We start from the raw sequence: 24807 nt of genomic DNA, 5'->3' as shown, positions 1-24807 counted from the left end.
GAGCCACATCGTCGAATGGATGTGATCATGGCCGTGCAGGACCAGTTCGGCGCCACGCCGCTTCAGCACGGCGCGCAGCGCCTTCGAGTCGGTCAGCCGCTTCATCCGCGACGTCGAGTGCAGGGGGTGATGAACCAGCAGTACCCGGAATGCCTCGTCCGGCGGCAACTGCGCGAGCTCGCGGTCGAGCGCATCGAGCTGCGCGCGACCGAGCCGGCCGGTCGCCATCAAGGGCAGCGTCGGCACCGCCGAGGAGACGCCGATCAGCGCCAGCGGGCCGCGCCGGCGCAGGAACGGAAACGCCGCGCCGTCGGCGGCGGCATCGCCGCGCAGATATTGCTCGAACGCGCCGGTGAAATGATGCCGCGTCGCCCGCACATAGGCGTCGTGATTGCCGGGAACGACGGTCACCTGCTGCGGCGTGCCGACGCTTTCGAGCCAGGCCTGGGCCGGGGTGAATTCCGCTTCCAGCGCCAGGTTGACGAGATCGCCGGTCACCGCAATGTGGTCGGGCCGTTGCGCCTGCATGTCGGCGACCAGCGCATCCAGCACCTCGCGGCGGTGATATTTGTGGCGGTTGCGGGTCCAGTTGAGATAACCGAGCGCGCGCTTGCCCGCGAGATCGCGAAGCCGCGCCGCGGGCAGCGGCGGCAGATGCGGATCGGACAGGTGCGCCAGCGTGAAGGTATCGGTCATGCGCGCTGCGCCGCGTTCCCCGTGATATAGAGCCGTCGCACGATCATGTCGGCGATATAAGGATCAAACGTGACACCTGTCCATCCGAGGTTTGCGTGACAGCGCTGCATCACCTGCGAAAACGCCTGGGGCCGCAATTGCGGCGCGTATTTCATCTGTATTGGCGGATGGCCCGCGGCATGACGCTCGGGGTCCGCGGCATCGTGCTCGACGGCGATAACAAGGTGTTCCTGGTCAGGCACAGCTATGTCGCCGGCTGGCACCTGCCGGGTGGCGGGGTCGAGGTCGGCGAAACCTTCCTCGAAGCCTTGAGAAGGGAGCTCGTGGAAGAGGGGCGGATCGAACTGACCGGAGAGCCGGCGCTGCACGGCCTGTTTTTCAACGACCACGTCTCCCGCCGCGACCATGTCGCTGTCTATGTCGTCAGGCAGTTCCGACAGGACCGCTTGCCCGAGCCCAACCATGAGATCCTCGAGTGCGGGTTCTATGCGGCAGATGCGCTGCCGGCGGAAACGACCAGAGGTACGCGGCTCCGGATCGCCGAAGTGCTCGATGGGGCCGTGCCGATCGCCACCTGGCGTTGACGGCCGCCAGTTGCTTCCCGCTCCTGCAACGCATAGAAGCGGAGAAACGAGGGGCGGGGTTACATGGGCAGGATAGGGGTCCTGAAGCTGCTTTGCGCCATCGGCTTCCTGGTGGTGCTGGGCAGCAACGTCTCGACGATCTCACGCTGGAGCGAGAGCCGCGGAGTTTATGACGACGTCTGCTATCTTCGGCAGGCGCATCTGTTCGAGAGGTTCGGTCTCCGCGGTATCGACACCAACCTTACGTTCGACGACGATCACTATCTCAAGGACAAGCTGAAGGCGATCGGCTTCGCGGACTGGAATGATCCAAAGCGAGTTCCCTGCCACACCTTCATTCCGCCTGCGGACAAATACGTCCTGCAATATCCGCCCGGAACCGGTTTCATTCTGTCACTGTTTCCGGCTGGATCTCAGTTGATCCCCCTCTACGTGTTGACGTCGGTTGTTGCCGTCTGTTTTTCACTCCTCGCGCTGACTTATGCGTCCACACTCTACCAAGTGATGCTAGTGGCTGCGTTTGGCGACGTCGCGATCTATCTGATGATCAATCCAACCAAGGCCAGCTATTCGGTGGCGCCGACTATGATGGTCTGCGCACTTGTGGGTTTTCTCACTGCAAAGCTGTTCGTGGTCCGGCAACAGCGTCGGCTTCTTGTCATCGCGCTGGTGGGCCTGTTGATCGGTCTCTCTGTCAACTTTCGCCTGCCGAACCTGTTTCTGGCGGCAGGCTATTGCCTGTGTCTTGTCGGCGCGTTCCTGCTGGCGCGCAGCAAGGAGACTTTCCTGCAGGGCTCGCGTTCGGTGTTCCGTTCCTGATCGGGATTGCGCCGACGCTGATCGCGAATGTGATCAATGCAGGAAGTCCTTTCTCGACCACCTATGGCAGCGTCGATGCCGTGCCGCCCGAACTGAATGCCGGCGTCCTCTTGAGCTATCTCGTTGACGTTCAATTCACCTTGCTGGCGATATCGGTCGGCTGGACCGCCTGGTTGTGGCGGTCCGATCGGGGCCGCGCCAGAGGAATTGCCCTGCTGGTCGCCGTAAACCTCGCGGTAAACCTGATTTTCTTCATGACCCATCCGATATTTACGCCATATTATATCATTCCCATCGAGATGCTTTCCCTGTGGACCTTGCTGTTCGCAACGCTCGACCTGCCCGGCAAACGGGCCGCTGATCGCGCGGCCTTCCCTCAACCGACCAATGCCTGATTGCGGTATGACGCGCCATGGACGGACTTAACTCGGTGAGCGTGCGATGACGGGACCGGGCTTGCGGATTGCGGTTCTGGTGCCGTGCTACAATGAGGAGGCCGCGGTTGCGGCCGTGGTCTCGGATTTCCGCAACGCGCTGCCGAGCGCTGAGATTTTCGTCTACGACAACAATTCGAAGGACCGCACCATCGAGGTCGCGCGCGCCGCCGGAGCCATCGTGCGCAGCGAGCGGCGCCAGGGGAAGGGGCATGTGGTGCGGCGCATGTTCGCCGACATCGATGCCGACGTCTATGTGCTGGTCGATGGCGACGCCACCTATGACGCGCCGAGCGCGCCGCGTATGATCGACAAGCTGATCAACGAGCACCTCGACATGGTGGTGGGCTTTCGCGTCGATCAGTCGGTCGCTGCCTACCGGCCGGGCCATCGCACCGGCAACTGGATGCTGACGAGCTTCCTCTCCGTGGTGTTCGGCCAGGCTTTCAAGGACATCCTGTCCGGCTACCGCGTGTTCTCGCGCCGCTTCGTCAAATCGTTTCCGGTGCTGTCCGACGGTTTCGAGATCGAAACCGAGCTCAGCGTGCACGCGCTCGAACTGGCGCTGCCGGTGACGGAAGTCGAGACGCCGTATTATGCCCGCCCCGAGGGATCGGTCAGCAAGCTCAACACCTGGCGCGACGGTTTTCGGATTCTCGGCACCATCCTGAAGCTCTACCGGTCGGAAAAGCCGCTGCGGTTCTTCACGCTGATCGGCATCTTCCTGATGCTGGTCTCGATCGGCCTCGCGATTCCCATCATCATCACCTTTCTCGAAGAAGGCGTCGTGCCCCGGCTGCCGACCGCCGTGCTGTCGATGGGGCTGATGATCGTGGCGGTGCTGTCGGTGTCGTCGGGGCTGGTGCTGGATACGGTGACGCGCGGCCGCCGCGAAATGAAGCTTCTGGCCTATTTGTCCCAGCCCGCCATCGGCAAGGATTGAGATTGAGGCAATACGGCGATTGCCGCTTCCAGCGATGGACCGCGCCGCCGCCAGATGCTATCCCGCGCCCATCATGAGCGAACTTGACGTCACCATCCTGGCCGAAACACCAAAGGACGCGCAAGCGATCGAACGCCTGCACGAGCGCACCTTCGGACCTGGCCGCTTCGTGCTCAGCGCCTACCGCCTGCGCGAGCATGTCGACCACCTGCTCGACCTGTCGTTCACGGCGCGGATCGGCACGTTGCTGGTCGGTTCGGTGCGCCAGTTGCCGATCAGCATCGGCGACACGCCGGCCCTGATGCTCGGGCCGTTGACGGTCGAGCCGCCGTTCCGGAAGCGCGGCGTCGGCCGCATGCTGCTCGACCGCTCGCTGCAGGACGCCAAGGCCAAGGGCCATCGCCTTGTCGTTCTGGTTGGCGACGAGCCCTATTACAGCCGCGTCGGCTTCAAGGTCATACCGAAGGGACGGGCGACCATGCCGGGCCCCGTCGACTACAGCCGCCTCCTGGTGGCCGAACTCGTCGAGGGCGCCTTCGAGGGCGTCTCCGGCGAAATCCGTCCCGACTGGAGCAAGGCGCGATAGCGCCGCCGCTGGCGAAGGCGTGGTTCCGCGGCCTCGTCGCTATCGAAGAAGTCGCCGCCGTTTGGTGCCGGCCACCGGCTTCGACGCGGACCCCGCGCTTCCGGCGGCCTGCTGCAGTTCGTGCCGAAACTCCTCGCGCTTCTCGTGGATGGAAGCAACGACGTGCCCCATCGCCACTCCCAGGCCGATCAGGGCTGCTTCTGATAACAGCAGGCTCGCCTCGATGGTTTCCGGGACTGCGTCGGTAACGCCAATTCCGTAGAGATGTCGCGCGTGGTCGGCGTCGCGCGCGCGAGAAACGATCAGCACGTCTTTCCGCAGCGCGCGAACCTGCGCGACGATTTCGTCGATGCCCCTCGCTTCGTTGATCGTGACAATAACGGCGGCAGCCTCCATGAGGCCGCAGCTCTTCAGGAATTCGGGGTTTGTCGCATCACCGTAGAAGACGGTACGACCCTGCCTGCGCTGCTCCGGAACGGCCGCGGCATCGTTGTCGACGGCAGTGTACTTGAACTGATGGCGATCGAGCATCGCGCAGACGACTTGTCCAACCCGGCCGTGTCCGACGACAATGGCATGGCCACTGCCGCCACTCGGCGTGACGGAGAGCTCCGGATCAAGCGGTTTGTCCTCGCGTACTATCGGCGCCAGTTGCCGTGCGACATGAGCAAGCGCAGGGGTGAGCATCATCGTCAGCGTGGTCAGCGCGACAGCGAAGCTGGATACGTTGGCGTCGATCAGGCCAAGCGTCGTCGCCATCCCGATGCCGACAAAGGCGAACTCGCCGCCAGGACCAAGCAGCAGCCCGACTTCGATCGAAGCCGGCCAGGAGAGGCGAAACATCCGGGCCAGGAAAACGAGGATGCTGGACTTTACGGCAATCAGCCCGGTCGCCCCCGCAATCAGCCAGACCGGATCGCGCGCAATCTGACCAAAATCGATGTTCATGCCGACCGTGAAGAAGAACAGGCCGAGCAGGAGACCCTTGAAGGGATCGATTGCAGTCTCGATCGCCTTACGGAATTCCGTCTCGGCCAGCAGCAGGCCCGCGACGAAGGCGCCCAGCGCCATGGAGATGCCGGCCAGGGCGGCGGCTACCCCGGTCGCGACGATCACGAACAGCGTGGTGGCCACGAACAGGTCGCTCATGCCGACCGATGCCACAAGACGGAACAGGGGACGCATCACCACGCGGCCAACGACGACGATCACGCCGAGCGCGATGGCGGCGTTGGTGAGCGCGAGCGCCAGCGTGGCGATGACCGAGCCGGAGTCTCCCGCGCCAAAGATCGTGATGAAAAGCAGAAGAGGGACGACTGCCAGGTCCTGCGCCAGAAGAACCGCGAAGCTTGCCCGTCCCGCGCTGGTATTGAGCCGCTTCTGCCTGGAAAGAATCTCGACGACGATGGCGGTCGAGGATAGGGCGAGACATACACCGAGGATGAGCGCTACCGGGGCCTTGCTGCCCGCCAGCGCGGCAACGAGGCCGATCACCACCGTCGAGAGGATGATCTGCAGGCTGCCCAACCCGAAAATCAGGCGGTGCATCGCCCTCAATCGGTCGTAGGACAACTCCATGCCGATGAGGAAGAGCAGGAACACGACGCCGAGGTTCGCAATGCCCGAGACGTTTGCGGGGTCGACGACGGTAAACCAGTAGAGAGACGGAAACCTGTCGATGAACGATCCCAGCCCGAGAGGTCCCAGGATCGCGCCGGCTCCGAGATAGCCGAGAACAGGGTTGAAGCCGAACCGCCGCACCAATGGAATGACGACGCCCGCGGTGCCGAGCAGAACCAGCGCGTCGCTATAGACGTGAACATTGATGGTCGAAGTCATCTAGTCGATGTGCATCCGCTTCCAGAGGGGAGAGGAGGTCTGACGGCAGATCTGGTATCCGCCCTCGCGGTCGAACGTTAGCTGGTACCCCCAGCTAACGCTACCCCATGGAGCACACTGTATCCGCGTCCTAAAACTTCAGATTGGCAAACGCACGCACGCCAAGGCCCGGCAGCAGAACCTGATCCTTGGTGTAGGACACCGAATTGCGGATGTCCTCGTTCAGCAAATTGTTGCCGACGAGACCGACCGTCATTTCCCGCGCGCCGAACCAGGTTGGATCGAGCTTCGTGTTGTAGCTTATTTCGGCCCTCAGGAGATTGTAGCCGGCCGTCGGGGTCTCGGCGATCACAGCCACATCGTTCTGTGCGAAGGCGTGCAACAGGTTGACGCGCGCGAACCAGATTGTGTCGCGGTAGTAGACGCCGCCGCCCAGCCGCTGCGGCGGAATGCGGGGCACATTGGTGCCGTCGTCGAACGTCGCGCGAACGATGTCATATTGACCTTCGATTCCCCAAAGGCCGTTCCAGACCGGCATCACGTCGTACTGGAACTGGAACTCGGCGCCGCGAAACGTCGCGTCGCGCTGGGAGTAGATCGCCTGGTTCAGTTCTAGGCCTGGACCAAGCTGGCACACACCGTCCTCGCAGGTATTGCCGGTCAGGCGACGGAAAATAAAGCCGTTGAACTTTGTGTAGTAGCCGGTGAGCTCGAACCGGAACGGTCCCGTCGCCCTCCGCAATCCCGCCTCTATCGACTTTGCGGTTTCGATTCCGAGATTCGGATTGCCGATGTCGAAAGTAGCGGTGGCATCGTGGCCGCCGCGCGAAAACAGTTCCGCCGGCTTTGGCGCGCGCTCGACATACTGCCCGGTGATGCTGGCGACCAGATTCCATGGCAGGTTCTGGATCAGGCCGATGCTGCCGCTCTTCGGGGTGAAGTTGCGGTTGAATGCCGTCGCGGGGCCGATGGCGTTGGGATCGACGTTGAGGTCGAACGCGTCGGGGACAAAGGCTGGCGCCGTTCCGCTCAGGCTGGCGTTCTCGATTCGTCCGGCGACTTGCGCCTTGGTGACGTCGCTGAACCTGAACTCGTTGAAGATGTAGCCGGCGACCTTCGTGTTCTTGTTCGGATCGAACAACCCGTTGACCGGGCTGCCGGGATCGTCGGGGCTCGGCGCGGTCAGCTTCTGGTGCGATGCCTGAACGCCGACAGCGGTGGTCAGCGCAGCAAAGCGGACGTTGAACGGCGCAAGCTGCACCTCGACGCGGCCTTCCTGTTCCTTGTTGGTAAAAATCTGCCGCACGCCGAGCGTCGTCAGGTCGGCAGGGTCGGCGAGCCCGATTTCGTTGTGCCTGTAGTCGGTCGCCCCGGCCCAGAACCGGATCGCGTCGATCGCCGCATTGTCCGGCCGATATTCGCCCTTGGTGGTGAACTTTGTCTGTTCTCCGTCGATCCGGGTCAGGTGTTCGGCGCCGTCGATGCCGGGAATGTGGTAGAGCGCGTTGTGCTGCGCAATCGCAGCGCCAATGAAGCCGCCATTGAAAATGTAGGAGCCGCCGACCGATCCGCCGTAGGCCTGCGATGCGGAATTCGGCTGGCGTCCGTTGAACGGCAACGTCGGGTCGGTCAGATACGGATAGCTCGGGATAGAGTAGTCGCCGGCCTTGCGGCCGAAGGCGTCGGCATGCACCGCGAAGTTTCCTCCGCCCGCATCGAGCAGCACGGCACCATCGACGCCGCGATCGACCGAGTTCACTGCGGTCCGCGTTTCGGCAGTGACGCAGCCCGGCGATCCGACATTTGCCAGTGGCGCCTTGGTTGGGAGTCCGTAGGTCGGAAACGGCGCCGCGCAGGACGGCAAGGCATCCGGAATGCGATTGTTGGTTCCGCTGACCACGCCGCCGATCGCGGTGGAGCCGTAGCGCAGCGTCGCCGGTCCGCGGATGACCTCGACCTGGTTGGTCGACAGCGGATCGATCGGAACGAAGTGATCCTCGCCGAGATCCGACGCGCCGTTGCTGCCGATTCCGTTCTCGACGATGCCGACGCGGTTGACGTCGAGTCCCCGGACGATCGGCCGGCTGGAGGCGCCTGGCGCAAAGCTGGAGCCGGTGATGCCGGGCTTCGAGAACAGGAGATCGCCGAGCGTCGCGGCGCTGGAGCGGCGGATTTCCTCGTTCGGCACGACGGTAACGGTCGCGAACTGGTCGGTGACGACAGGCAGCACGCCTTGTTGGGGCGCGGGCGCGGCGGGGGCGGCCGGCGGTTCCGGTGCGGGTTGCCGGTTTTGGCCGGGCGCTGCACGAGCGACGCGTGCCGGCGTTCGTGAAGGTATTACCGGCTTGCGCCGCACGATCGGGCTCGGCGCCGTCACGGTGATTTCAGGCAGCGGCGTCGACGCCGGTGGCGTGGCCTGGGCCAGCGCCCCGTCGGCTATCGTGCACAGCAATAGCCAGCTTGCTCCACCGAGGTAGAGCGCTCGTGTCTTCTTTGATGTCATTGTCCCGATCCTGATCCCGTCGATGTGCGACGGATCGATTCCGATTTCCCAAAGGCGAACCGACCGCGCGTGCGGCAGTCCCTTCGGGAGCGTCAATCAATCGAAGTCAGGAGGCGGGAGGCGCGCGGGACCGGAACGCGGGATGAAGCGCGCCGAGATGCGCGAACTCGGCGCCGGTGGTCAGGTGCAGCAGCTCGACCGCGTCGGGCAGTTTCAGCAGCGGCGACGAGGCGAACAGGAAATTATTGGCCAGCGAAAGGACGGCGCAGACCGCGCAGACATTGGCCGTGTGCTGGTCGTCATCATGGCCCGCAGGCTGTTGCGGCTGCGTAGATTCGGAATGTTGCGCATGTTGTGCAGCGAGGGTCGCGGCGATCGCAAGATCGGCGTCGGCCAGCCCGCTCTGAACGGCCGGTGCCGCCTGCGCGGCGGCCGTCCCGTGAAAATGCCCGAACGACAGCGCAAACTGGATCGCGAGCGCAAACAGCGCCAGCCGCGAGCCGTGCTTGAGGTGTTTCCGGAACCAGTTCAAGACGTGCGCCTTCCCCGAGCGGCCAAGCCTTCCCCAAGGTGTCTCGGCCGCCCAATGTTATATTATAACATCGGAAGGATCAGGCGATGTCAACCGCAGGTGCGGGCGGGCCTCCGCGAAACGACGACCATTGTGTGATTGATGCAACGATGCAGCCCGCGATGGGCGCTTACCGCCCCTCGCGGATCCAGGTCGCCGCGAACGCACCGAGCAGCAGCAATAGCCCGACCAGGCCAGCGAACATCGGCAGCACGCCGACGCCTTTGACGACGCTGGCGTCGCGCATCTTGACGCCCATCCAGCCGTCGCCGTGGAAGATGCTGGAGGCGCGGACCGGCACGACGCGGGGGAGATCGACGTTCCCGCCGTCGGCCACGCGGCGCGCATCGCCGCCGGTCGCCTGCGTCAGCGGCTTGAGCATCTCGGTGGTCGAGGTGACTTCCGAAAATTCCTTCGGGTTGGTCGGCCCGACATTGATCAGCGCTTTCAGCGCGCCGTCGGTTGCCTGCCACAGGCCGAGCTCGTTGGCGGGAAGGGTGGAGCGCCAGGTGCCGGGCTCGCTGGCCGTCAGCGTGAGTTCCTTCGTGGCGCCGCTCGGCGAAGTCACCGTCACCGGCGGCACGTTGTCGGCCATGGTCTGGCGCAGCACCACGAGGTCCTTGCCCTGGATCTGCAGCCGCAGCGCTTCCTCGTCCAGATCCGGCTGCTTCATCAGCCAGTGCGAGGTCCGCCGCAACAGATCCAGATGCGGTCCGCCGCCTTCAAAACCACGCGCCCACAGCCAGATGTGATCCGACAGCAGCAGCGCGACGCGGCCTTCGCCGAAGCGCGACAGCAGCAGCAGTGGCTTGCCGTCGGCGCCAGTCATCACGGGCGCGCCGATCGCGTTGCGCGTATCGACGGTACGGAAAAAGCGGCTCCAGCGCGGCGGTTCACTGGCGGAGCCTTCGAGGCCGCGCGTTACCGGATGGCGCTTACCGGCGTCGCTCAAGTGGGCGTAGAACGGTTTTTCGGTGACGCCGACCGGCTCGGCCGGCAGCACCGTGTCCAGCGGTGTACGCCAGATGCTGGTCGTGGAAGCGTAATCGGGGCCGGCCGACACCAGTACCGCGCCGCCGGAGCGGACATAGCGCGCGATATTGTCGAAATAGGCGATCGGCAGCACGCCCTGGCGGGCGTAACGGTCGAAGATGATCAGCTGGAATTCGTTGATCTTCTGCTGGAACAGTTCGCGGGTCGGAAACGCGATCAGCGACAATTCGTTGATCGGCGTGCCGTCCTGTTTCTCCGGCGGGCGCAGGATCGTGAAATGCACGAGATCGATGCTGGCATCCGACTTCAGGAGATTGCGCCAGGTCCGTTCGCCGGAATGCGGCTCGCCGGATACCAGCAGCACGCGGAGCTTGTCGCGCACGCCTTCGATCGCGACCACGGCGCGGTTATTGACCAGCGTCAATTCGTTATCGAGCGGCGACGCTTCGATCTCGACGATGTTCGCCCCGGCATGCTTGATGTCGACTTCGACATTGGCGGTCTGGCCGCTGACGAGATTGCGCTCGTTGATCACCTCGCCATCGCGGCGCACCACGATCTTCGCGCGCTGGCCGGTGACCCCCTGGTCGTCGAGCCGGTAGGTGATGGTCTGGGGCTGTCCGACGATGCCGAAGCGCGGCGCGGCCGAGATCGCGATGCGGCGATCGCGCTCGTCCTTGCGCCCGGTGACGAGCGCATGCACCGGCGCCTGGAAGCCGAGCGCGGCGGCGTTGGCGGGAATGTCATGCACGCGGCCATCGGTGATCAGGAACGCGCCGGCGACGCGGTCGACCGGAACGTCCGACAGCGCCGAGGAGAGCGCGCCGAACAATTTGGTGCCGTCGGTCTCGCCGTCGGCCTGTCCGGCGTCGACGACGCGTACTTCGAGGCCCTTGATCTTCTTGAGCGTGTCGACGAGGGCTTCCTGCGCCTTCGCGGTCTCCTGGTTGCGGGTGCCAAAGTTCTGGCTCGGGCTCTTGTCGACCACGACGGCGGCCACCGATGACAGCGGCTCGCGTTCCTCGCGCGTGAAGGAGGGATTGGCGAGCGCGAGCAGGATCAGCGCCAGTGCCGCCACGCGCACCGCGGCGCCGCGCGCGCGGCCGAGCAGCAACAGCGCCGCGATCGCGACGATCGCGGCCAGCGCGACCCAGAGCACGATGGTCGGAACGAGAGGGGTGAACGCGATGCCGTAATTCATGCCCTATTGCCCCAACCGTTCGATCAGAGCGGGCGCATGGACCTGATCGGCCTTGTAGTTGCCGGTCAGTGTGTACATCACGATGTTGACGCCGGAGCGGAAGGCGAATTCGCGCTGCCGCGGCTCGTTCGGCGTCAGCGGCAGCATGGCCTGCCCGTCGGGGCGATGCGCCCAGGCGCCGGCGAGATCGTTCGAGGTGATGATGATGGGCGACACGCCGTCGCCACCGCGCGCCGGGCGCGAGGCCGCATCGTCGTCATCCTCGCGCGGCAGGGTCTCAACCCAGGTCTGGCCCGAGGTGAAGCGGCCGGGGAAGTCGCGCAGCAGGTAAAACGTCTTGGTCAAGACGTGCTCGCGCGGCACCGGCTCGAGCTCGGGGACGTCGAGGGAGGAGAGAATCTCGCGCAAGGTGCGCATGCCCGGCGTCTGCGACGCGCCGTTTTCGCCGGGCGGCGCCTCGACGGCATCACGGGTGTCGAACAGCACCGTGCCGCCCTGCTTCATGTAGGCGTCGATGCGGTTGATGGCGTCCTGCGGCGGCTTCGGCGCGCCCGGCACCACCGGCCAGTAGATCAGCGGAAAGAACGCCAGTTCATCGCGCGCGGGATCGACGCCGACGGGATCGCCGGCCTCCAGCGCGGTGCGCTGCGCCAGGAACAGCGTCAGCCCGGCCATGCCGGCCTTGACGATGGAATCGACGTCGGCATTTCCGGTGACGACGTAGGCAAGGCGCGTCTGCGACACCGACTTGATGGCGAATTCATCGTTGCCCTGGGCGCGCGTCGGCGAAGGCGCGATCGGGGCTGCGGCCAGGATCGCGGCCAGCAGAACCGTGGCAGCCGCCGTGCGCCGCCGCCACAGCGCGGCAAGGCCTGCGCCCAGCATCGCGACCACGACCGCGTCGATCAGGAACAGCACCAGCGACGACGACAGCAGGATGCCGCGCAGATCGCGCGGTTCGGCGTTGGTGTAGCTGGCCCGTTGCGCGCGCAAGGAAGCTGTATCGAGCGGCGCGATGCGATCGGCCGAAGCCAGCGTGTTGACGGCGACCGGGCCGTCGGCCGGGCCGTAGAAGCCCGGCGGGTGCTCTGCCGTGGCGCGGTCGCGATAATCCGCCGGCATCGGTTTCGCTGTCGAGGGCGGCGGTCCGAAGGCGCCGAAACCGTCGAGGGTGCGCAGCGGCGCCACCGTCTCGACATTGGTCGCCTCGCTTGCCACGCCCGCACCGGGCTTCGATGTATAGCCGGACATGTCGACCAGCCGCCGCAGCATTTCGACGAAGCTGCCGGACATCGGCAGGTCCGACCAGCGCGAGTCGGCGCCGACATGGAACAGGCTGACGATACCCCTGCCGCGATGCTCGCCGGTCACCAGCGGCGTGCCGTCTTCCAGCGACGCCCAGGTCTTGGTGGCGAGCACGGCATCCGGCTCGGCCAGAACCTGCCGGTTCACGGTGATGTCCTTCGGGACGGCGAGGCCAGCGAACGGTCCATCGGCGGCGAAGGACGCCAGATGCTGCGGTTTCTCCCAGGTTAGGCTGCCGCCCAGGATACGGCCGCCGCGGCGCAGTTTCACCGGCACCAGATCGTCATCGGCCTGCGCCAGGCGGGGGCCTGCGAAACGCACCAGCACGCCGCCCTGGTCGACCCACGCGTTCAGCCGCTCGCGGATTTCCGGCGACAGCGTGCCGACATCGGCGAGCACGATCATCGGCAGCCGCTGATCGAGGAATTGCGCGATCACCTGTTGCGCCGCGCCGCGGTCGCCCAGCCGCACGTCGGCGAACGGCGACAGCGCGCGCGTCAGATAGAAGGTCGATGCCAATAGCGGCTGGGCGGTATCGCTGGTCGCGCCGGTGACGACGCCGACGGCACGCCGCCGCCAACGCTTGTCGAGCAGTTGCACCGCGCCGGCCGATCGCTCGCCCGAAATTTCCAGCCGCGAAATGTCGTTGCGCAGCTCAACCGGCAGATCGAACGCCGCTTCGCTCTCGCGATCCTGCATGCCGAAAGCATAGCGTGCCTCGCCGATCGGCGAGCCCTTGGCGTCGATCGCGCGAACCACGCCGCTTGCGACGCCGCCCGTGGTGCGCAGCACCTTCACCGTCATCTTCGCCGCGGCGTTTTCAGCGGCAACCAGCGCCTGCGCCGGCGCCGCGCCACCCTCGAACACCGTCAGCTTGCGATCGCCGAGCGTCTTGGCGAGATTTTCGACGAACTCGCTGCCGCGCCCGGTATCGACGCCGTCGGACAGCCACGCGATTTCGGCGTCGCCCGTGGCCTTCAGGAAACGGTCAAGCGAGGCGAGTGTGTCGACGCGGTCGACCGAATAGGGCTTTGGCGAAATCTGGCGCAGCGCGACGCGCGCGGTACCGGCCGGCATCAGTGTGATGTCGCGCGCGGGCTCGGAAAGCGGAACCAGCGCCACGCCGCGGCGATCGTTGTCGGCGTTGGCGATCAGCTCGTCAGCGGCCTTGACCCGCGTGTCCCAGCTTGCCGCCGCGCTCCAGCCGTCATCGAGCAGGATCACCAGTGGCGCGTTGCTGCCGCCGACCCCGGTCTGCGGATTCCAGATCGGGCCAGCGGCGGCAAGGATGACCAGCGCGGCCGCGGCGAGGCGCAGCAAGGTCAGCCACCATGGCGTCCGCGAAGGCGTCTCTTCCTTCGGCTTGATGTCGAACAACAGCCGCGTCGGCGGAAACTCGATCCGCCGTGGCCGCGGCGGCATCACGCGCAGCAGCCACCACAGTACCGGCAGGCTCAACAGGCCCAGCAGCAGCAGCGGTTGCGCAAAGGTTAGGGGGAGCCCTGCGATCATGCGCTACGCCCCGCCTTGACGGTTGAGCCCCGCACGTTGCCCTTGGCTGCCATCATGCCCGAATGCAGGAACAGCAGGAGCTCGGCGGCGGAACGGCTGGTGGTGTGGGTCGAGAACAGCCAGTCGAGCCGGTTGGTCTCGGTGCGGATCTCGTCGCGATGGAGCGCGACGCGTGCGACATAGTCGCTGGCCCAGCTCTCGGCGCGGCCGGCGGTGATGACGCCAAAACCTTCCGGCTCGACGAATTCGACCCGGCCGGCATAGGGAAAGGTTTCCTCGGCGGGATCGACGACCTGGATCAGCGTGCCATGTGCGCCGGAGGAGGACAGCCCTGCAAGCATCGTCCTGATCTCGCTCATCGGCGACCAGAAGTCGGACAGCACGACAATTTCGGCCAGCGCCGACGGCACGAAGGATGGCGGCAGGCTGGCGCGTGCCGTATCGTCGTGCAGCATCACCTGCGCCATCTTGTCGATCACGTTGCGGCTCGCGGTCGGGTTCATCAGCCCGGGAATGCCGACGCGCTCGCCGCCTGAGACCAAAAGTTCGGCCAGCGCAAATGTCACGATCAGGCCGCGCTCCAGCTTGCTGTCGCGCGCGCCCTTGGAAGCGAACGCCATCGAAGGCGAACGGTCGGGCCACACCCACACCGTATGTGCAGCCTCCCATTCCTGCTCGCGGACATAAAGATGATCGTCGCGCGCCGAGCGGCGCCAGTCGACGTTCTGCGACGGCTCGCCGGAGACGAAGCGGCGGTATTGCCAAAAACTCTCGCCGGCGCCGGCGCGGCGCCTGCCATGCAGCCCATGGATGACGTTGGCAGCGATGCGACGGGCTTCGAGCACGAGACGGGGGAGCGAAGCGGCGAGCGTTCGGCTTTCGCCATCGGCACGTCGTATCGCTAGAAGCTCCCTGGTCTCGTGACTGGTCTCTGCGGCCATCAACCGATCCGCGTCTTCAACTGTCTGATTACATCGGGAATGGTGCGGCCTTCCGCGCGCGCCGAGAACGTCAGCGCCATGCGGTGCTTGAGAATGGGCTCGGCGAGATCGAGCACGTCGTCGATCGAGGGCGCGAGGCGGCCGTCGAGCAGCGCACGGGCGCGAACCGCCAGCATCAGCGACTGGCTGGCGCGCGGCCCCGGTCCCCAGGCGATCAGCTTGTCGTTGCCGTCTTCCGGATTGGGACGCGCGGCGCGCACCAGCGACAGGATCGCCTCGACCACGCTGTCGCCGACCGGCAGGCGCCGCACCAGGCGCTGCGCCGCGATCAGGATTTCCGCGTCCATCGCGGCCTTGGCGAGCGTCTCTTCAGCGCCGGTGGTTTCGAACAGGATGCGGCGCTCGGCGTCTCGGTCGGGATAGTCGACGTCGATTTCCATCAGGAAGCGGTCGAGCTGCGCTTCGGGCAGCGGATAGGTGCCTTCCTGCTCCAGCGGGTTTTGCGTGGCGAGCACGTGGAACGGTTTTGGAAGATCATGCCGTGCGCCTGCAACGGTGATGTGCTGTTCCTGCATGGCTTGCAGCAGCGCCGATTGCGTACGCGGGCTGGCGCGGTTGATTTCGTCGGCCATCAGCAGTTGGGCGAACACCGGCCCGGAGATGAAGCGGAACGACCGCTTGCCGGATTGGCTCTCATCCAGCACCTCGGCGCCGAGAATGTCCGACGGCATCAGGTCCGGCGTGAACTGGATGCGCTTGGCGTCCAGCCCGAGCGTGATGCCCAGGGTTTCGACCAGCTTCGTCTTGGCGAGGCCGGGAACACCGATCAGAAGGGCGTGGCCGCCGGACAGGATCGTTACCAGGGTATTTTCAATCACCCGGTCCTGGCCGAAAATGACGGTGGAGATAGCCTCTTTCGCGGTGCGAATCTGGCCGGCGACCTGCTCCGCCGACCGGACGATCGCGTCCTCGAGTTTCTCGACACCGTCTGCACTCGCCATGTCTTTCTCCTTCAACCCTCTAACCGCTCATGACACCGCTGGTTGCGTCGTCATGCCACGAACCCATGCTAAACCTGTGCAAAGGCCATGCATTCGCTGAATTAAACTATCCCCACATTATCGATACTTTGGGGTATGAACGGCATCACGATATGGCGACTTGATCCGCATTAGTACGGACGCAAATCGTCGGGAACACATATCTCGGTATGCGTGCACCAATCGTGCCAGATCGAGCGCTAGACTCAGGGCAAACAATGGCGAAGCAAGGGCAAACCGGCGCTCAGGGCCTCGAAGGACTAACTGTCGCGGCGAGGGAAGCCGCCAACGCCGCCCCGGCTGGGAAGGGGCTACCTCCGGTCCATCTGTGGAATCCGCCGTTCTGCGGCGATCTCGACATGCGAATCGCCGGCGATGGTACGTGGTTCTATTTGGGGACGCCCATCGGGCGGCCGGCGTTGGTGCGGCTGTTCTCGACCATCCTCAAGCGCGAGGACGGCAAGCACTTTCTCGTGACCCCCGTCGAGAAGGTCGGCATCCGCGTCGATGATGCGCCGTTTCTGGCGGTCGAGATGCAAAAGGAGGTCGGCGATCATGGCCGGCTGCTGCGCTTTCGCACCAACGTTGACGACTGGGTGCCATGCGATTCCGACCATCGCCTGCGGTTCGAGATGGCCGCCGATGGCGGGCTGACGCCTTACCTGCATGTCCGTGCCGATCTGTGGGCGAAGGTGACGCGCGCGCTCTATTACGATCTGGTTGACATGGGCGAAGAGCGGATGGTCGATGGCCAGCCGATGTTCGGCGTCGAGTCGGGCGGCGAGTTCTTTGCGATGGCGGATGCGAAGCAGGTGAGGGACGCGGTTTGAACGAGCCGATGCTGAAAAAGATGGAGGCTGTGCCGATCAATTCGGCGGAGTTCTTCGCACGGAGCAAGACCCGGTTGAACTTCGACGTCCCGCCCGGCCTGGTCGATCCCAATATCGTTCCGAGGACCGGCGACGCGGGCAACGACCGCATGCTTGAAATCGTGGCGCAAGAGCAGCCGGTGCGCCCGGCGGCGGTCTTGATCCCGGTGGTCGATCACCGCGAGCCGACCGTGTTGCTGACGCAGCGTTCGCCGCATCTGTCGAGCCATGCCGGCCAGATTTCCTTTCCAGGCGGCAAGATCGACGCGACCGATGAATCGCCGCTCGACGCTGCCTTGCGCGAGGCGGAAGAGGAAGTCGGCCTCAAGCGCGAGTTCATCGAGCCGATCGGCTATCTCGATCTTTACGGCACCGCCTTCGGCTTTCGCATCCTGCCGACGGTGGCGCGCGTGAAGCCCGGCTTCAAGCTTACGATCAACGAAGGCGAAGTGGTCGATGCCTTCGAGGTGCCGCTGGCGTTCCTGATGAATCCCGAGAACCATCAGGTCCATTCCAAGGAATTCCGCGGCATGGAGCGCTCCTACTACGCCATGCCGTTCGCCGAGCGTTACATCTGGGGCGCGACAGCAGGAATTCTGCGCGTGCTCTATGAGCGGATATATCTCGCATGATCCGTCCGATTCTGACCGAAGTCGGAATTTTCCTGATCCCGTTCGCGGTCTATGCACTGTTCCTGATTGCCACCCGTTCCGGTGTGCTCGCGTCCTCCTCCTGGCCGGCGCACCTCGTCGCCAAGCTGGCGCTGGGATCGCTGCTCCTCGTCGCGATCAGCTTCGTCCTGCTGGCGGAGTTCTCCGGTGCGCCGCCGAATTCGACCTACATTCCCGCGCATATCGAAGACGGCAAGCTGGTGCAGGGAGTCGAGAAATGAGCCAGGCCCGCGTGCTGTCGGACGCGCCCTGGCTCAGGTCAGGCCCGGCCGCGCGCGTGCTCGCGTTGCTCAACGGCGATGGCGAGGAAGCCCGCGTGATCGGCGGCGCTGTGCGCAATGCGCTTCTGAAAATTCCCCTCGGCGATATCGACATTGCGACCACGGCGCTGCCCGACGAGGTCGTTCGCCGCGCCAAGGCGGCCGGCATCAAGAGCGTGCCGACCGGGATCGACCACGGCACGGTCACGCTGGTCGTCGAATCCCACCCCTTCGAGGTCACGACGCTGCGCGAGGATACCGAGACCTTCGGCCGCAAGGCCAAGGTTGCGTTCGGGCGTGACTGGGTCCGCGACGCCGAACGGCGCGACTTCACCATCAACGGGCTGTCCGTCGATGCCGGCGGTGTGGTGCACGATCATGTCGGCGGGCTTGCCGATATCGAAGCCAGGCGCGTGCGCTTCATCGGCGATGCCAGCCAGCGCATCGCCGAGGATTACCTGCGCATCCTGCGTTTCTTTCGCATCCATGCCGCCTATGGCGCGGGCGAGCCGGATCGTGCCGGCTATCTCGCCTGCATCGACGGACGCGCCGGGCTTTCGAGCCTCTCCGCCGAACGCGTGCGTATGGAGATGCTGAAGCTGGTGGTCGCGGAGGGGGCCGCGGTCGCGGTGCAGGCGATGGCGGATGCCGGACTGCTGCTGGCGATCTTCGGCGGCGTCGCCTACACGAGAACGTTCGCGGCGATGATCGCGGCTGAACGGGCGCTCGATCTGCCGCCGAACGCCGTGCGCCGGCTCGCCGCGCTCACGGTCGCGGTCACCGAGGACGCCAGGCGTCTCTCGACGCGGCTTCGGCTGTCCAACGCGGAAACCAAGGCGCTGGACTCGATGGGCCATCGCTGGTGGCGGTTCGCCAGCAAGGATGAGGCGCGAGCCCGGCAGCTTCTCTATCGGCTCGGCGAGGATCCTTATCGCGACCGGCTGATGCTGGCGTGGGCGCGGGCCGGCGGCATCGGCAATGGCGCAACACCCTGGCATGACCTCGCCACCTTGCCGCAGCGCTGGAGCGCGCCGAAATTTCCGCTGAAGGCAGCCGATTTCATCTCGCGCGGCATTGCTGAAGGTCCTGCGCTCGGCCACGTGCTGACGCTGGCGGAAGACGCCTGGCTGGCCGCGGATTTTCCGCTTGAACCATCTGCGCTGGCCGCGATCGCCGATCAGGCCGCCGCGCGTTTCACCCGAGATCACCGGCTGTGAACATTCTCGCCGGCTTCGCTGACATTTCGCTCGGCCAGCTCGTGCTGGTTGGCGGCATGGCGCTGCTGGCCTCCGTCATCGGCGGCCTGGCCGGCTACGGCACCGGCGCGCTGATGCCGCTGGTGCTGGTGCCGATGGTCGGTGCCGAGCCGGTGGTGCCGATCATCGCGATCTCCGCGATCTTCACCAATATCAGCCGCTTCGTGGCGTATTTTCGCTACGCCGATCGACGCCGCGCGCTGATCGTGATCGGCGCCGCCATGCTGACCACCGCGCTCGGCGCCTATGGTTACACGCGGCTGACCAGCGCCGGCGCGGCGCTCGTGATCGGCAGCATGCTGATCCTGAGCGTGCCGCTGCGCCGGCTGGCCAAACGCCGCGAGGTCAGGATCGGCGATACCGGTCTCGGTGTCAGCGCGCTCGGTTATGGCGTGCTGGTCGGCGGCACGTCAGGCTCCGGCGTGATCCTGCTGTCCCTGCTCATGGCGTCCGGCCTCGAGGGCGCCGCGGTGATCGCCACCGACGCGGTGATCTCGGTCGTGACCGGTCTCATCAAGATTTCCGTGTTCGGCATGGCCGGCGTCGTCACGGCGCAGGTGCTGGCCCTTGCCCTCCTGATCGGCGCCATCGCGATCCCCGGCGCGTTCTTCGCCAAGGCTTTCGTCGAGCGCATGCCGGTGCATATCCACACCGCGATCCTCGATGCCGCCGTGATGGTCGGCGGCCTCGTCATGATCACCGCGGCGCTGCGGCACTGAAGCTTATCGGTTCTGATTGAATCAGAACCGAAGCTCCAGATTCTTGTTTTGACGCGTTTTCTTCACGCGAACCGGTACCCACTTCGCTCGAAAACGCTATAGCCGGTCAACGAGTGAGCGATGCCGTGCGGATCGGGAAGCAATTCAAGCTTCGTAGGTTCCAGACAAACGGCACTTTGCACCAAAGGCCGGCCGGGCGATATTTTACCCGAATTTGCTCCATCCGGTACAGCGCCAGACTGTTGAATGCGTTGAGCCGGCCGGCCAGATCATCCAATTGAGCGTTGATCTCCTTCTCTCCCTGGAGATCGCTTTCCCTCGCGGCTTCGCGGTCGCTCCCGGCGGCCCATTGCCGTGCCGCCGCCAGCTTGTTGTGTGCGGCCTCAAGGCAGTAGTGCATCGTCAGGACGTGATGTTTGGCGCTGTACCAGTTGATTCTCTTGGCTGCCTTGTCGTTGGGGCCGGCGCAGATCCGGATGAACGCGTCTTCCGGTTTGGTCATCTCGTCAACGCCGCGTTTCTCGGCGATCGCGCAATATTTGTCGTCGGCGACTTCCTTGGGCCGCATGCTGCCGTTCGGCGCATGCACGTTTCCGAAGGCCGGAAAATTGAACTTGTCGGAACAGTCGAAGGCGTAGTCGCGCAACACCCGTCGTGACAGCGGATCGCCGTCGACGTTCCGCTTCTCGGCAGGATCGCGATAGGTATCGCTCGCCCAGTCGATGTAGATTTCGGCCTTTCGCGTCAGCAGGTCGATATTTTCCCGGAGCTCGATCCGCGCTTTCTCATAACGCTCCGAAATCGCCAGCGCGTTCCTGGTGGTCAGCGTCTTGTTACTCGCCTCGGATTTCTCGCCGACGGCCCGCGCGAAATCCGCATAAAGCGTCTGCTGCAGTGCATGCACTTCGGAGAACGGGTGTGAGATATCGGTGAAAGTTGCCGCCGCCAAAGTCATGTCTTCCTTGGCCTGGCTGCTCACCTTCTCCTGATAGGCGTTGAGATACTGGAAATAGCCGACCGCGAGACTGCTCAGCACGGTGAACAGGCCGCTCAGCACGGTGAACAGTGACAGCCCTTTGACGGTGGTCCAGAACCACCTCTGCGGGGCGGATTTCGGTGCAGTGTCGTCCGCCTCAGACGGCGGCTTGTGCGTGTCGTCGTTCGGCATCGGTGAACTCCCCAACCTCGGACTTCAACCTTGAACCAACGTCGGCACAATCTGGGATTGCCAGCCTTCGCACTGTGAGCCAGCTCACACTACACGCGATCGTGTGGAAGCCTCCCGCCCGGGAAACTTCAGGCGAACTTCAGGCGAACTTCAGGCACTCTGTCAGCGCTCGCGGGGCAGCAGTTCCGTCAAGGAGCGGATGATGCGGTTGGGCTTGATGGTGGAGTCCGGTGGCAGGCCGTCGCCATGCACGTCGATCCAGATGGCGTAGATGCCGAGCCGCTGCGGCGCCACGACTTCCCATTCCAGATTGTCGCCGATCATCCAGGTGTCGGACGCGGTGACGCCGAGCGTCTGCATGGCGTGCAGATAGGCGCGCTCGTCCGGCTTGCCGAAACCGTGCTCGCCCTCGATCTGGATATGATCGAAGCGGTGCGACAGCGCGAAGCGCTCGACCTTGGCGCGCTGGGTGCCGGCGGCGCCGTTCGTCACCAGCGCCAGTTTCACGCCGCGCGCCTTCAACGCGTCGATGGCGTCATGCGCGCCAGGGAAGACGAACATTTCCTCTTCACGGTAGGCGGTGAAGCGGTCGGCGAACCGTATTGCCAGTTCCTCCGGCAATGCGTGGCCGCCTGCAGCAAGTGCGGTAAATCCGTTCCTGACGGTGATGCGCCGCGCCTCGTCCAGCTTGAGCCGCCATTCGGCCTCGGCAACCGCCCAGAACTTGCGCGCGGAATCCAGAACGGCAGTGGCGACCTGCTGCGAGGTCAGCGGCCCGAACTCGGCGGCAAATTCGGATGCGACGTTGTGCCAGGCGATTTCCGGGCGGCCATAGGCCGACAGGATGGTGTCGTCCATGTCGATCAGCATCGCGCGGGGGAGTTCGGTCATCGTTTTCGCGGTGTTCTCACATAAGGCTCATGGCCGCCGGAAACCGTGGCCGATCTGCCGCGAATATCAGATCAGCCGCACCGGGTCCAATCCCGCAAAAACGACGCCGCCGGGCCATGAATGCCGGGCGGCGTCAATTACTTACGCAACCTTGTTGCGGCGGTCGCCCTCGTCCTCTTCCTCGTCTTCCTCTTCGTCGTCCTCGTCTTCCTCTTCCTCGTCGTCCTCGTCTTCATCCTCATCGTCGGACATATCGGTCTCGGCGAGTTCCAGGACGGCAAGCGGCAGCGTCTCGCGAAACAGATCGCCTTCATTGCCCATCCATACACACACGACGTTGCCGTCCTTGACCTCCACCACGGTGAGAGGATGGCCGCCCGACTTAAGAATGACGACGTCGCCCGGTTTCAAGTCCATGATCTGCTCCTTGGATTGCATGACGAATCGCACCCTAGCGATCCGTCATGACAAGCTGATCATGCGATCATGGCCACTTTACCTCCGGCGGCATCGACGAGAGGATGGAATCGACATTACCGCCGGTTTTCAGCCCAAAGATCGTGCCGCGGTCGTAGAGCAGGTTGAACTCGACGTAGCGCCCGCGCCGGATCAATTGCTCCTCGCGGTCGGCGGCGTTCCACGGCAGCGCAAAATTGCGCCGGACGAGGTCGGGATAGATTTTCAGGAAGGCGCGGCCGACCTCCTGCGTGAAGGCGAGGTCGGCATCCCAGTCGCCCGAGTCATGCCAGTCGTAGAAGATCCCGCCGATGCCGCGCGCTTCCTGGCGGTGCGGCAGGTAGAAATATTCGTCGCACCATTTCTTGTATTTGTCGTAATCGGCCACGCTGCTCGATCCGCCGCAGGCTTCCTTCATCGCCTGATGGAAAGCCAGCGTATCGGGGTCTTGCTGGGTGCGCCGGCGGTCGAGCACCGGCGTCAGATCGGCGCCGCCGCCGAACCAGGCCTTGGTGGTGACGACGAAGCGGGTGTTCATGTGCACCGCCGGCACATGCGGATTGTGCATATGTGCGATCAGCGAAATGCCCGAGGCCCAGAACCTGGGATCGTCGGCCGCGCCCGGAATCTGCGCGCGGAACTCTGGCGCGAATTCGCCATGCACGGTCGAGCAATGCACGCCGACCTTCTCGAACAACCGCCCGCGCATGATCGACATCACGCCGCCGCCGCCGGGCTTGCCGGTATGGTCGGTGCGGTCCCATGGCGTCCGCACGAAACGTCCGGCGTCGCCGGGATAGAGGGCAGGGGGCGCATCGTCCTCCAGCCGTTCGAACGCCGCGCAGATGTTGTTGCGCAGCGTTTCGAACCAGGTTCTTGCGCGCCTCTTGCGATCGTCGATGACGGATACGTCCATATGCAATTCCGAGTTTTCCGGCGTCATTGCGAGCGCAGCGAAGCAATCCATCGCGCAACGAGAAAAGAATGGATTGCTTCGTCGCTTCGCTCCTCGCAATGACGGTGAAGTCTAGCCCTGCGGCCCAAAGTAAGTGCAGCTCTCGTTGCAACTGTCGCGGTGGACGCTGACGCGGGTGATCTTGCCGGCGTGCTGGACCCGCTCGAAGATGTAGCGCGAGATGTTTTCCAGCGTCGGCATCCCCAGCGCCTCGACCTTGTTGAGGAGCCGGTGGTCGAGCGCCTTCCGGACCTCTTCCATGCTGCGTTCGAGCAGGCCGAGATCGAGCACCATGCCGGTTTCCGGATCGGGCGTGCCGCGCACGCTCACCTCGGCGCGAAACGAGTGGCCGTGAATTTCCTCGCTGTCCGCGCCGAAGGTCGTCCCCTTCAGCGAATGCGCGGCCTCGAAGCGAAATGATTTCGTCAGTTCCCACATCTTGAACGTCTAGGTCCCGTCTGATGCCAAATTATCTGATACCGAGTGTCTTGTGCGTTTGCAGGCTGAGCCGCCATTGCGGATGGCGCAGGCAGTAGTCGACCGCGCGTGCGGTGTTGTCGAGCACGTCGGGGCCGTCCATCGGCTGCAGCGAGAAGCGCTCGAAGTCGAGGCCTGCGAAGTCTTCCGGCACAGCGCCTGCCTGCGGATAGACCAGCTTCAACTCGTGGCCGCGACGCACCACGAGGCCGGCGCCGGCCTTCGGGCTGACGCAGACCCAGTCCATCCCCGCGGGCGGCTCGATCGTGCCGTTGGTCTCGATGCCGATCGAAAAGCCGCGCGCATGCAGCGCGTCGATGAAGGCGCTGTCCACCTGCAGCAGCGGCTCGCCGCCGGTCAGCACGACATAGCGGTTGGTATTGTCCCCGGTCCATTGCCCGGCGATGGTGTCGGCGAGGTCATCCGCCGTGGCGTAGCGGCCGCCCAGCGTGCCGTCGGTGCCGACGAAATCGGTATCGCAGAACTGGCAGGTGGCGGTCGCGCGGTCCTGTTCGCGGCCGGTCCAGAGATTGCACCCGGCAAAACGGCAGAACACTGCCGCGCGGCCGGCATGTGCGCCTTCGCCCTGCAGGGTCAGGAATATCTCTTTGACCGCGTAACTCACCTTCTCTCCTTGAGAACCGCATCGGCCTGGATCGCGGAACCGGTCTGCCGCACTGCCTCACCCAATGCCATGGCAGCCGCCATGGCGACATTGAGCGAGCGCAAGTCCGGTCGGATCGGGATCAGCAGCCGCGCATCGGCCGCGGCGGCGACCTCGTCGGTAACCCCGGCCGATTCCCGCCCGAACAGCAGGACGTCGTCCTTCTCGTAGCGGAAATCCAGATAGGAACCAGCCGCCTTGGTGGTAAACAGCACCAGCCGGCAACCCGCCTCGTTACGCCATTGCGCGAATTTTGACCATGAGTCGTGGCGGGTGAGGGCGACATGATCAAGATAGTCCATTCCCGCCCGGCGGAAATGCCGGTCGGAGATCGGAAATCCGGCCGGCTCGATAATGTGGGCGGCCACGCCCAGGCAGGCACACAGGCGCAGAATCGTTCCCGTGTTCTGGGGAATATCAGGCTGAAAAAGCGCAATCTGCATGGGGTCGGGGC

General features: G+C 64.7%; 25 protein-coding genes. 10 read left to right on the top strand and 15 right to left on the bottom strand.

Annotated elements, in window-relative coordinates; translation table 11 throughout:
- The coding region (locus CQ12_RS27050; protein ID WP_057838353.1) for a metallophosphoesterase family protein at positions 1 to 696 on the bottom strand (696 nt) is incomplete at its 3' end.
- 167 nt (positions 697 to 863) lie between these two features.
- Between CQ12_RS27050 and CQ12_RS27045 the strand changes: the two genes are divergently transcribed.
- From CQ12_RS27045 to CQ12_RS27030, 5 genes are all read left to right on the top strand, one after another.
- The gene (locus CQ12_RS27045) at positions 864 to 1280 is read left to right on the top strand and encodes an NUDIX domain-containing protein (protein ID WP_083519503.1); all 417 of its coding nucleotides are present in this window, start codon (positions 864 to 866) and stop codon (positions 1278 to 1280) included.
- A gap of 63 nt (positions 1281 to 1343) precedes the next feature.
- The gene (locus CQ12_RS27040; RefSeq protein ID WP_245310181.1) at positions 1344 to 2099 is read left to right on the top strand and encodes a hypothetical protein; all 756 of its coding nucleotides are present in this window, start codon (positions 1344 to 1346) and stop codon (positions 2097 to 2099) included.
- 29 nt (positions 2100 to 2128) lie between these two features.
- On the top strand, positions 2129 to 2494 hold the full coding sequence (locus CQ12_RS46750) for a hypothetical protein (protein WP_245310180.1): 366 nt from the start codon (positions 2129 to 2131) through the stop codon (positions 2492 to 2494).
- 46 nt (positions 2495 to 2540) lie between these two features.
- Positions 2541 to 3476, top strand: a complete 936-nt coding sequence (locus CQ12_RS27035; RefSeq protein ID WP_057838332.1) for a glycosyltransferase family 2 protein — start codon at positions 2541 to 2543, stop codon at positions 3474 to 3476.
- A 73-nt stretch (positions 3477 to 3549) separates the two neighbouring features.
- Positions 3550 to 4062, top strand: a complete 513-nt coding sequence (locus tag CQ12_RS27030; RefSeq protein WP_057838352.1) for a GNAT family N-acetyltransferase — start codon at positions 3550 to 3552, stop codon at positions 4060 to 4062.
- Positions 4063 to 4101: 39 nt separating this feature from the next.
- On the opposite strand, the gene CQ12_RS27025 is transcribed toward CQ12_RS27030, so the two are convergent.
- The 7 genes from CQ12_RS27025 to CQ12_RS26995 form a co-directional block, all read right to left on the bottom strand.
- Positions 4102 to 5901, bottom strand: coding sequence for a cation:proton antiporter domain-containing protein (locus tag CQ12_RS27025; RefSeq protein WP_057838331.1), 1800 nt, complete (start codon positions 5899 to 5901; stop codon positions 4102 to 4104).
- A gap of 130 nt (positions 5902 to 6031) precedes the next feature.
- The gene (locus CQ12_RS27020) at positions 6032 to 8404 is read right to left on the bottom strand and encodes a TonB-dependent receptor (RefSeq protein ID WP_057838351.1); all 2373 of its coding nucleotides are present in this window, start codon (positions 8402 to 8404) and stop codon (positions 6032 to 6034) included.
- A 106-nt stretch (positions 8405 to 8510) separates the two neighbouring features.
- Positions 8511 to 8936, bottom strand: coding sequence for a DUF2946 family protein (locus CQ12_RS27015; protein WP_057838330.1), 426 nt, complete (start codon positions 8934 to 8936; stop codon positions 8511 to 8513).
- A gap of 169 nt (positions 8937 to 9105) precedes the next feature.
- A complete protein-coding gene (locus CQ12_RS27010) occupies positions 9106 to 11169 on the bottom strand; it encodes a hypothetical protein (RefSeq protein ID WP_057838329.1) in 2064 nt (687 codons plus the stop codon).
- A 3-nt stretch (positions 11170 to 11172) separates the two neighbouring features.
- Positions 11173 to 13983, bottom strand: coding sequence for a DUF4159 domain-containing protein (locus tag CQ12_RS27005; RefSeq protein WP_057838350.1), 2811 nt, complete (start codon positions 13981 to 13983; stop codon positions 11173 to 11175).
- On the bottom strand, positions 13983 to 14927 hold the full coding sequence (locus tag CQ12_RS27000) for a DUF58 domain-containing protein (RefSeq protein WP_057838328.1): 945 nt from the start codon (positions 14925 to 14927) through the stop codon (positions 13983 to 13985). The genes CQ12_RS27005 and CQ12_RS27000 overlap by 1 nt, the downstream gene beginning before the upstream one ends.
- Positions 14927 to 15928 (bottom strand): AAA family ATPase, encoded by a 1002-nt coding sequence (locus tag CQ12_RS26995; RefSeq protein WP_057838327.1) that lies wholly within the window; start codon positions 15926 to 15928, stop codon positions 14927 to 14929. The genes CQ12_RS27000 and CQ12_RS26995 overlap by 1 nt, the downstream gene beginning before the upstream one ends.
- A 257-nt stretch (positions 15929 to 16185) precedes the next feature.
- Between CQ12_RS26995 and CQ12_RS26990 the strand changes: the two genes are divergently transcribed.
- The 5 genes from CQ12_RS26990 to CQ12_RS26970 are packed head-to-tail and all read left to right on the top strand — an operon-like array spanning position 16186 to position 19742.
- Complete coding sequence (locus CQ12_RS26990) at positions 16186 to 16797, top strand: DUF1285 domain-containing protein (protein WP_057838326.1); 612 nt, start codon at positions 16186 to 16188, stop codon at positions 16795 to 16797.
- Between the two features lie 8 nt (positions 16798 to 16805).
- The gene (locus CQ12_RS26985; RefSeq protein WP_430642279.1) at positions 16806 to 17468 is read left to right on the top strand and encodes a CoA pyrophosphatase; all 663 of its coding nucleotides are present in this window, start codon (positions 16806 to 16808) and stop codon (positions 17466 to 17468) included.
- Positions 17465 to 17728 (top strand): DUF6111 family protein, encoded by a 264-nt coding sequence (locus tag CQ12_RS26980; protein WP_057838324.1) that lies wholly within the window; start codon positions 17465 to 17467, stop codon positions 17726 to 17728. Before CQ12_RS26985 ends, CQ12_RS26980 begins: the two co-directional genes overlap by 4 nt.
- Positions 17725 to 18984, top strand: a complete 1260-nt coding sequence (locus tag CQ12_RS26975) for a CCA tRNA nucleotidyltransferase (RefSeq protein ID WP_057838323.1) — start codon at positions 17725 to 17727, stop codon at positions 18982 to 18984. Before CQ12_RS26980 ends, CQ12_RS26975 begins: the two co-directional genes overlap by 4 nt.
- The gene (locus CQ12_RS26970) at positions 18981 to 19742 is read left to right on the top strand and encodes a sulfite exporter TauE/SafE family protein (RefSeq protein WP_057838322.1); all 762 of its coding nucleotides are present in this window, start codon (positions 18981 to 18983) and stop codon (positions 19740 to 19742) included. The genes CQ12_RS26975 and CQ12_RS26970 overlap by 4 nt, the downstream gene beginning before the upstream one ends.
- Positions 19743 to 19848: 106 nt before the next feature.
- On the opposite strand, the gene CQ12_RS26965 is transcribed toward CQ12_RS26970, so the two are convergent.
- From CQ12_RS26965 to CQ12_RS26935, 7 genes are all read right to left on the bottom strand, one after another.
- Positions 19849 to 20910, bottom strand: a complete 1062-nt coding sequence (locus tag CQ12_RS26965) for a hypothetical protein (protein ID WP_057838321.1) — start codon at positions 20908 to 20910, stop codon at positions 19849 to 19851.
- Positions 20911 to 21072: 162 nt separating this feature from the next.
- Positions 21073 to 21801, bottom strand: a complete 729-nt coding sequence (locus tag CQ12_RS26960; protein ID WP_057838320.1) for an HAD family hydrolase — start codon at positions 21799 to 21801, stop codon at positions 21073 to 21075.
- 141 nt (positions 21802 to 21942) lie between these two features.
- On the bottom strand, positions 21943 to 22218 hold the full coding sequence (locus CQ12_RS26955) for a YodC family protein (RefSeq protein ID WP_057838349.1): 276 nt from the start codon (positions 22216 to 22218) through the stop codon (positions 21943 to 21945).
- Between the two features lie 67 nt (positions 22219 to 22285).
- A complete protein-coding gene (gene hemF / locus CQ12_RS26950; protein WP_057838348.1) occupies positions 22286 to 23173 on the bottom strand; it encodes an oxygen-dependent coproporphyrinogen oxidase in 888 nt (295 codons plus the stop codon).
- Between the two features lie 111 nt (positions 23174 to 23284).
- Positions 23285 to 23650 (bottom strand): 6-carboxytetrahydropterin synthase, encoded by a 366-nt coding sequence (locus tag CQ12_RS26945; RefSeq protein ID WP_057838319.1) that lies wholly within the window; start codon positions 23648 to 23650, stop codon positions 23285 to 23287.
- Positions 23651 to 23681: 31 nt separating this feature from the next.
- Positions 23682 to 24314, bottom strand: coding sequence for a 7-carboxy-7-deazaguanine synthase (queE, locus tag CQ12_RS26940; protein ID WP_057838318.1), 633 nt, complete (start codon positions 24312 to 24314; stop codon positions 23682 to 23684).
- Positions 24311 to 24796: a tRNA (cytidine(34)-2'-O)-methyltransferase gene (locus tag CQ12_RS26935; RefSeq protein WP_057838317.1), complete on the bottom strand. Its 486-nt coding sequence runs from the start codon at positions 24794 to 24796 to the stop codon at positions 24311 to 24313. Before CQ12_RS26935 ends, queE begins: the two co-directional genes overlap by 4 nt.
- Positions 24797 to 24807: the final 11 nt, after the last annotated feature.

It is taken from the genome of Bradyrhizobium jicamae (assembly GCF_001440395.1).
GTDB classification, from domain to species: domain Bacteria; phylum Pseudomonadota; class Alphaproteobacteria; order Rhizobiales; family Xanthobacteraceae; genus Bradyrhizobium; species Bradyrhizobium jicamae.
Note: the sequence above shows the minus strand (reverse complement) of the source record. Positions and strands in the feature narration are given on the sequence as shown.

Coding starts and splice junctions, on each gene's coding strand:
- CQ12_RS27045 (WP_083519503.1), top strand. CDS start 864: ATGGCCCGCGGCATGACGCTCGGGGTCCGCGGCATCGTGCTCGACGGC.
- CQ12_RS27040 (WP_245310181.1), top strand. CDS start 1,344: ATGGGCAGGATAGGGGTCCTGAAGCTGCTTTGCGCCATCGGCTTCCTG.
- CQ12_RS27035 (WP_057838332.1), top strand. CDS start 2,541: ATGACGGGACCGGGCTTGCGGATTGCGGTTCTGGTGCCGTGCTACAAT.
- CQ12_RS27030 (WP_057838352.1), top strand. CDS start 3,550: ATGAGCGAACTTGACGTCACCATCCTGGCCGAAACACCAAAGGACGCG.
- CQ12_RS27025 (WP_057838331.1), bottom strand. CDS start 5,901: ATGACTTCGACCATCAATGTTCACGTCTATAGCGACGCGCTGGTTCTG.
- CQ12_RS27020 (WP_057838351.1), bottom strand. CDS start 8,404: ATGACATCAAAGAAGACACGAGCGCTCTACCTCGGTGGAGCAAGCTGG.
- CQ12_RS27010 (WP_057838329.1), bottom strand. CDS start 11,169: ATGAATTACGGCATCGCGTTCACCCCTCTCGTTCCGACCATCGTGCTC.
- CQ12_RS27000 (WP_057838328.1), bottom strand. CDS start 14,927: ATGGCCGCAGAGACCAGTCACGAGACCAGGGAGCTTCTAGCGATACGA.
- CQ12_RS26995 (WP_057838327.1), bottom strand. CDS start 15,928: ATGGCGAGTGCAGACGGTGTCGAGAAACTCGAGGACGCGATCGTCCGG.
- CQ12_RS26990 (WP_057838326.1), top strand. CDS start 16,186: ATGGCGAAGCAAGGGCAAACCGGCGCTCAGGGCCTCGAAGGACTAACT.
- CQ12_RS26985 (WP_430642279.1), top strand. CDS start 16,806: ATGCTGAAAAAGATGGAGGCTGTGCCGATCAATTCGGCGGAGTTCTTC.
- CQ12_RS26980 (WP_057838324.1), top strand. CDS start 17,465: ATGATCCGTCCGATTCTGACCGAAGTCGGAATTTTCCTGATCCCGTTC.
- CQ12_RS26975 (WP_057838323.1), top strand. CDS start 17,725: ATGAGCCAGGCCCGCGTGCTGTCGGACGCGCCCTGGCTCAGGTCAGGC.
- CQ12_RS26965 (WP_057838321.1), bottom strand. CDS start 20,910: ATGCCGAACGACGACACGCACAAGCCGCCGTCTGAGGCGGACGACACT.
- CQ12_RS26960 (WP_057838320.1), bottom strand. CDS start 21,801: ATGACCGAACTCCCCCGCGCGATGCTGATCGACATGGACGACACCATC.
- CQ12_RS26955 (WP_057838349.1), bottom strand. CDS start 22,218: ATGGACTTGAAACCGGGCGACGTCGTCATTCTTAAGTCGGGCGGCCAT.
- hemF (WP_057838348.1), bottom strand. CDS start 23,173: ATGGACGTATCCGTCATCGACGATCGCAAGAGGCGCGCAAGAACCTGG.
- CQ12_RS26945 (WP_057838319.1), bottom strand. CDS start 23,650: ATGTGGGAACTGACGAAATCATTTCGCTTCGAGGCCGCGCATTCGCTG.
- CQ12_RS26935 (WP_057838317.1), bottom strand. CDS start 24,796: ATGCAGATTGCGCTTTTTCAGCCTGATATTCCCCAGAACACGGGAACG.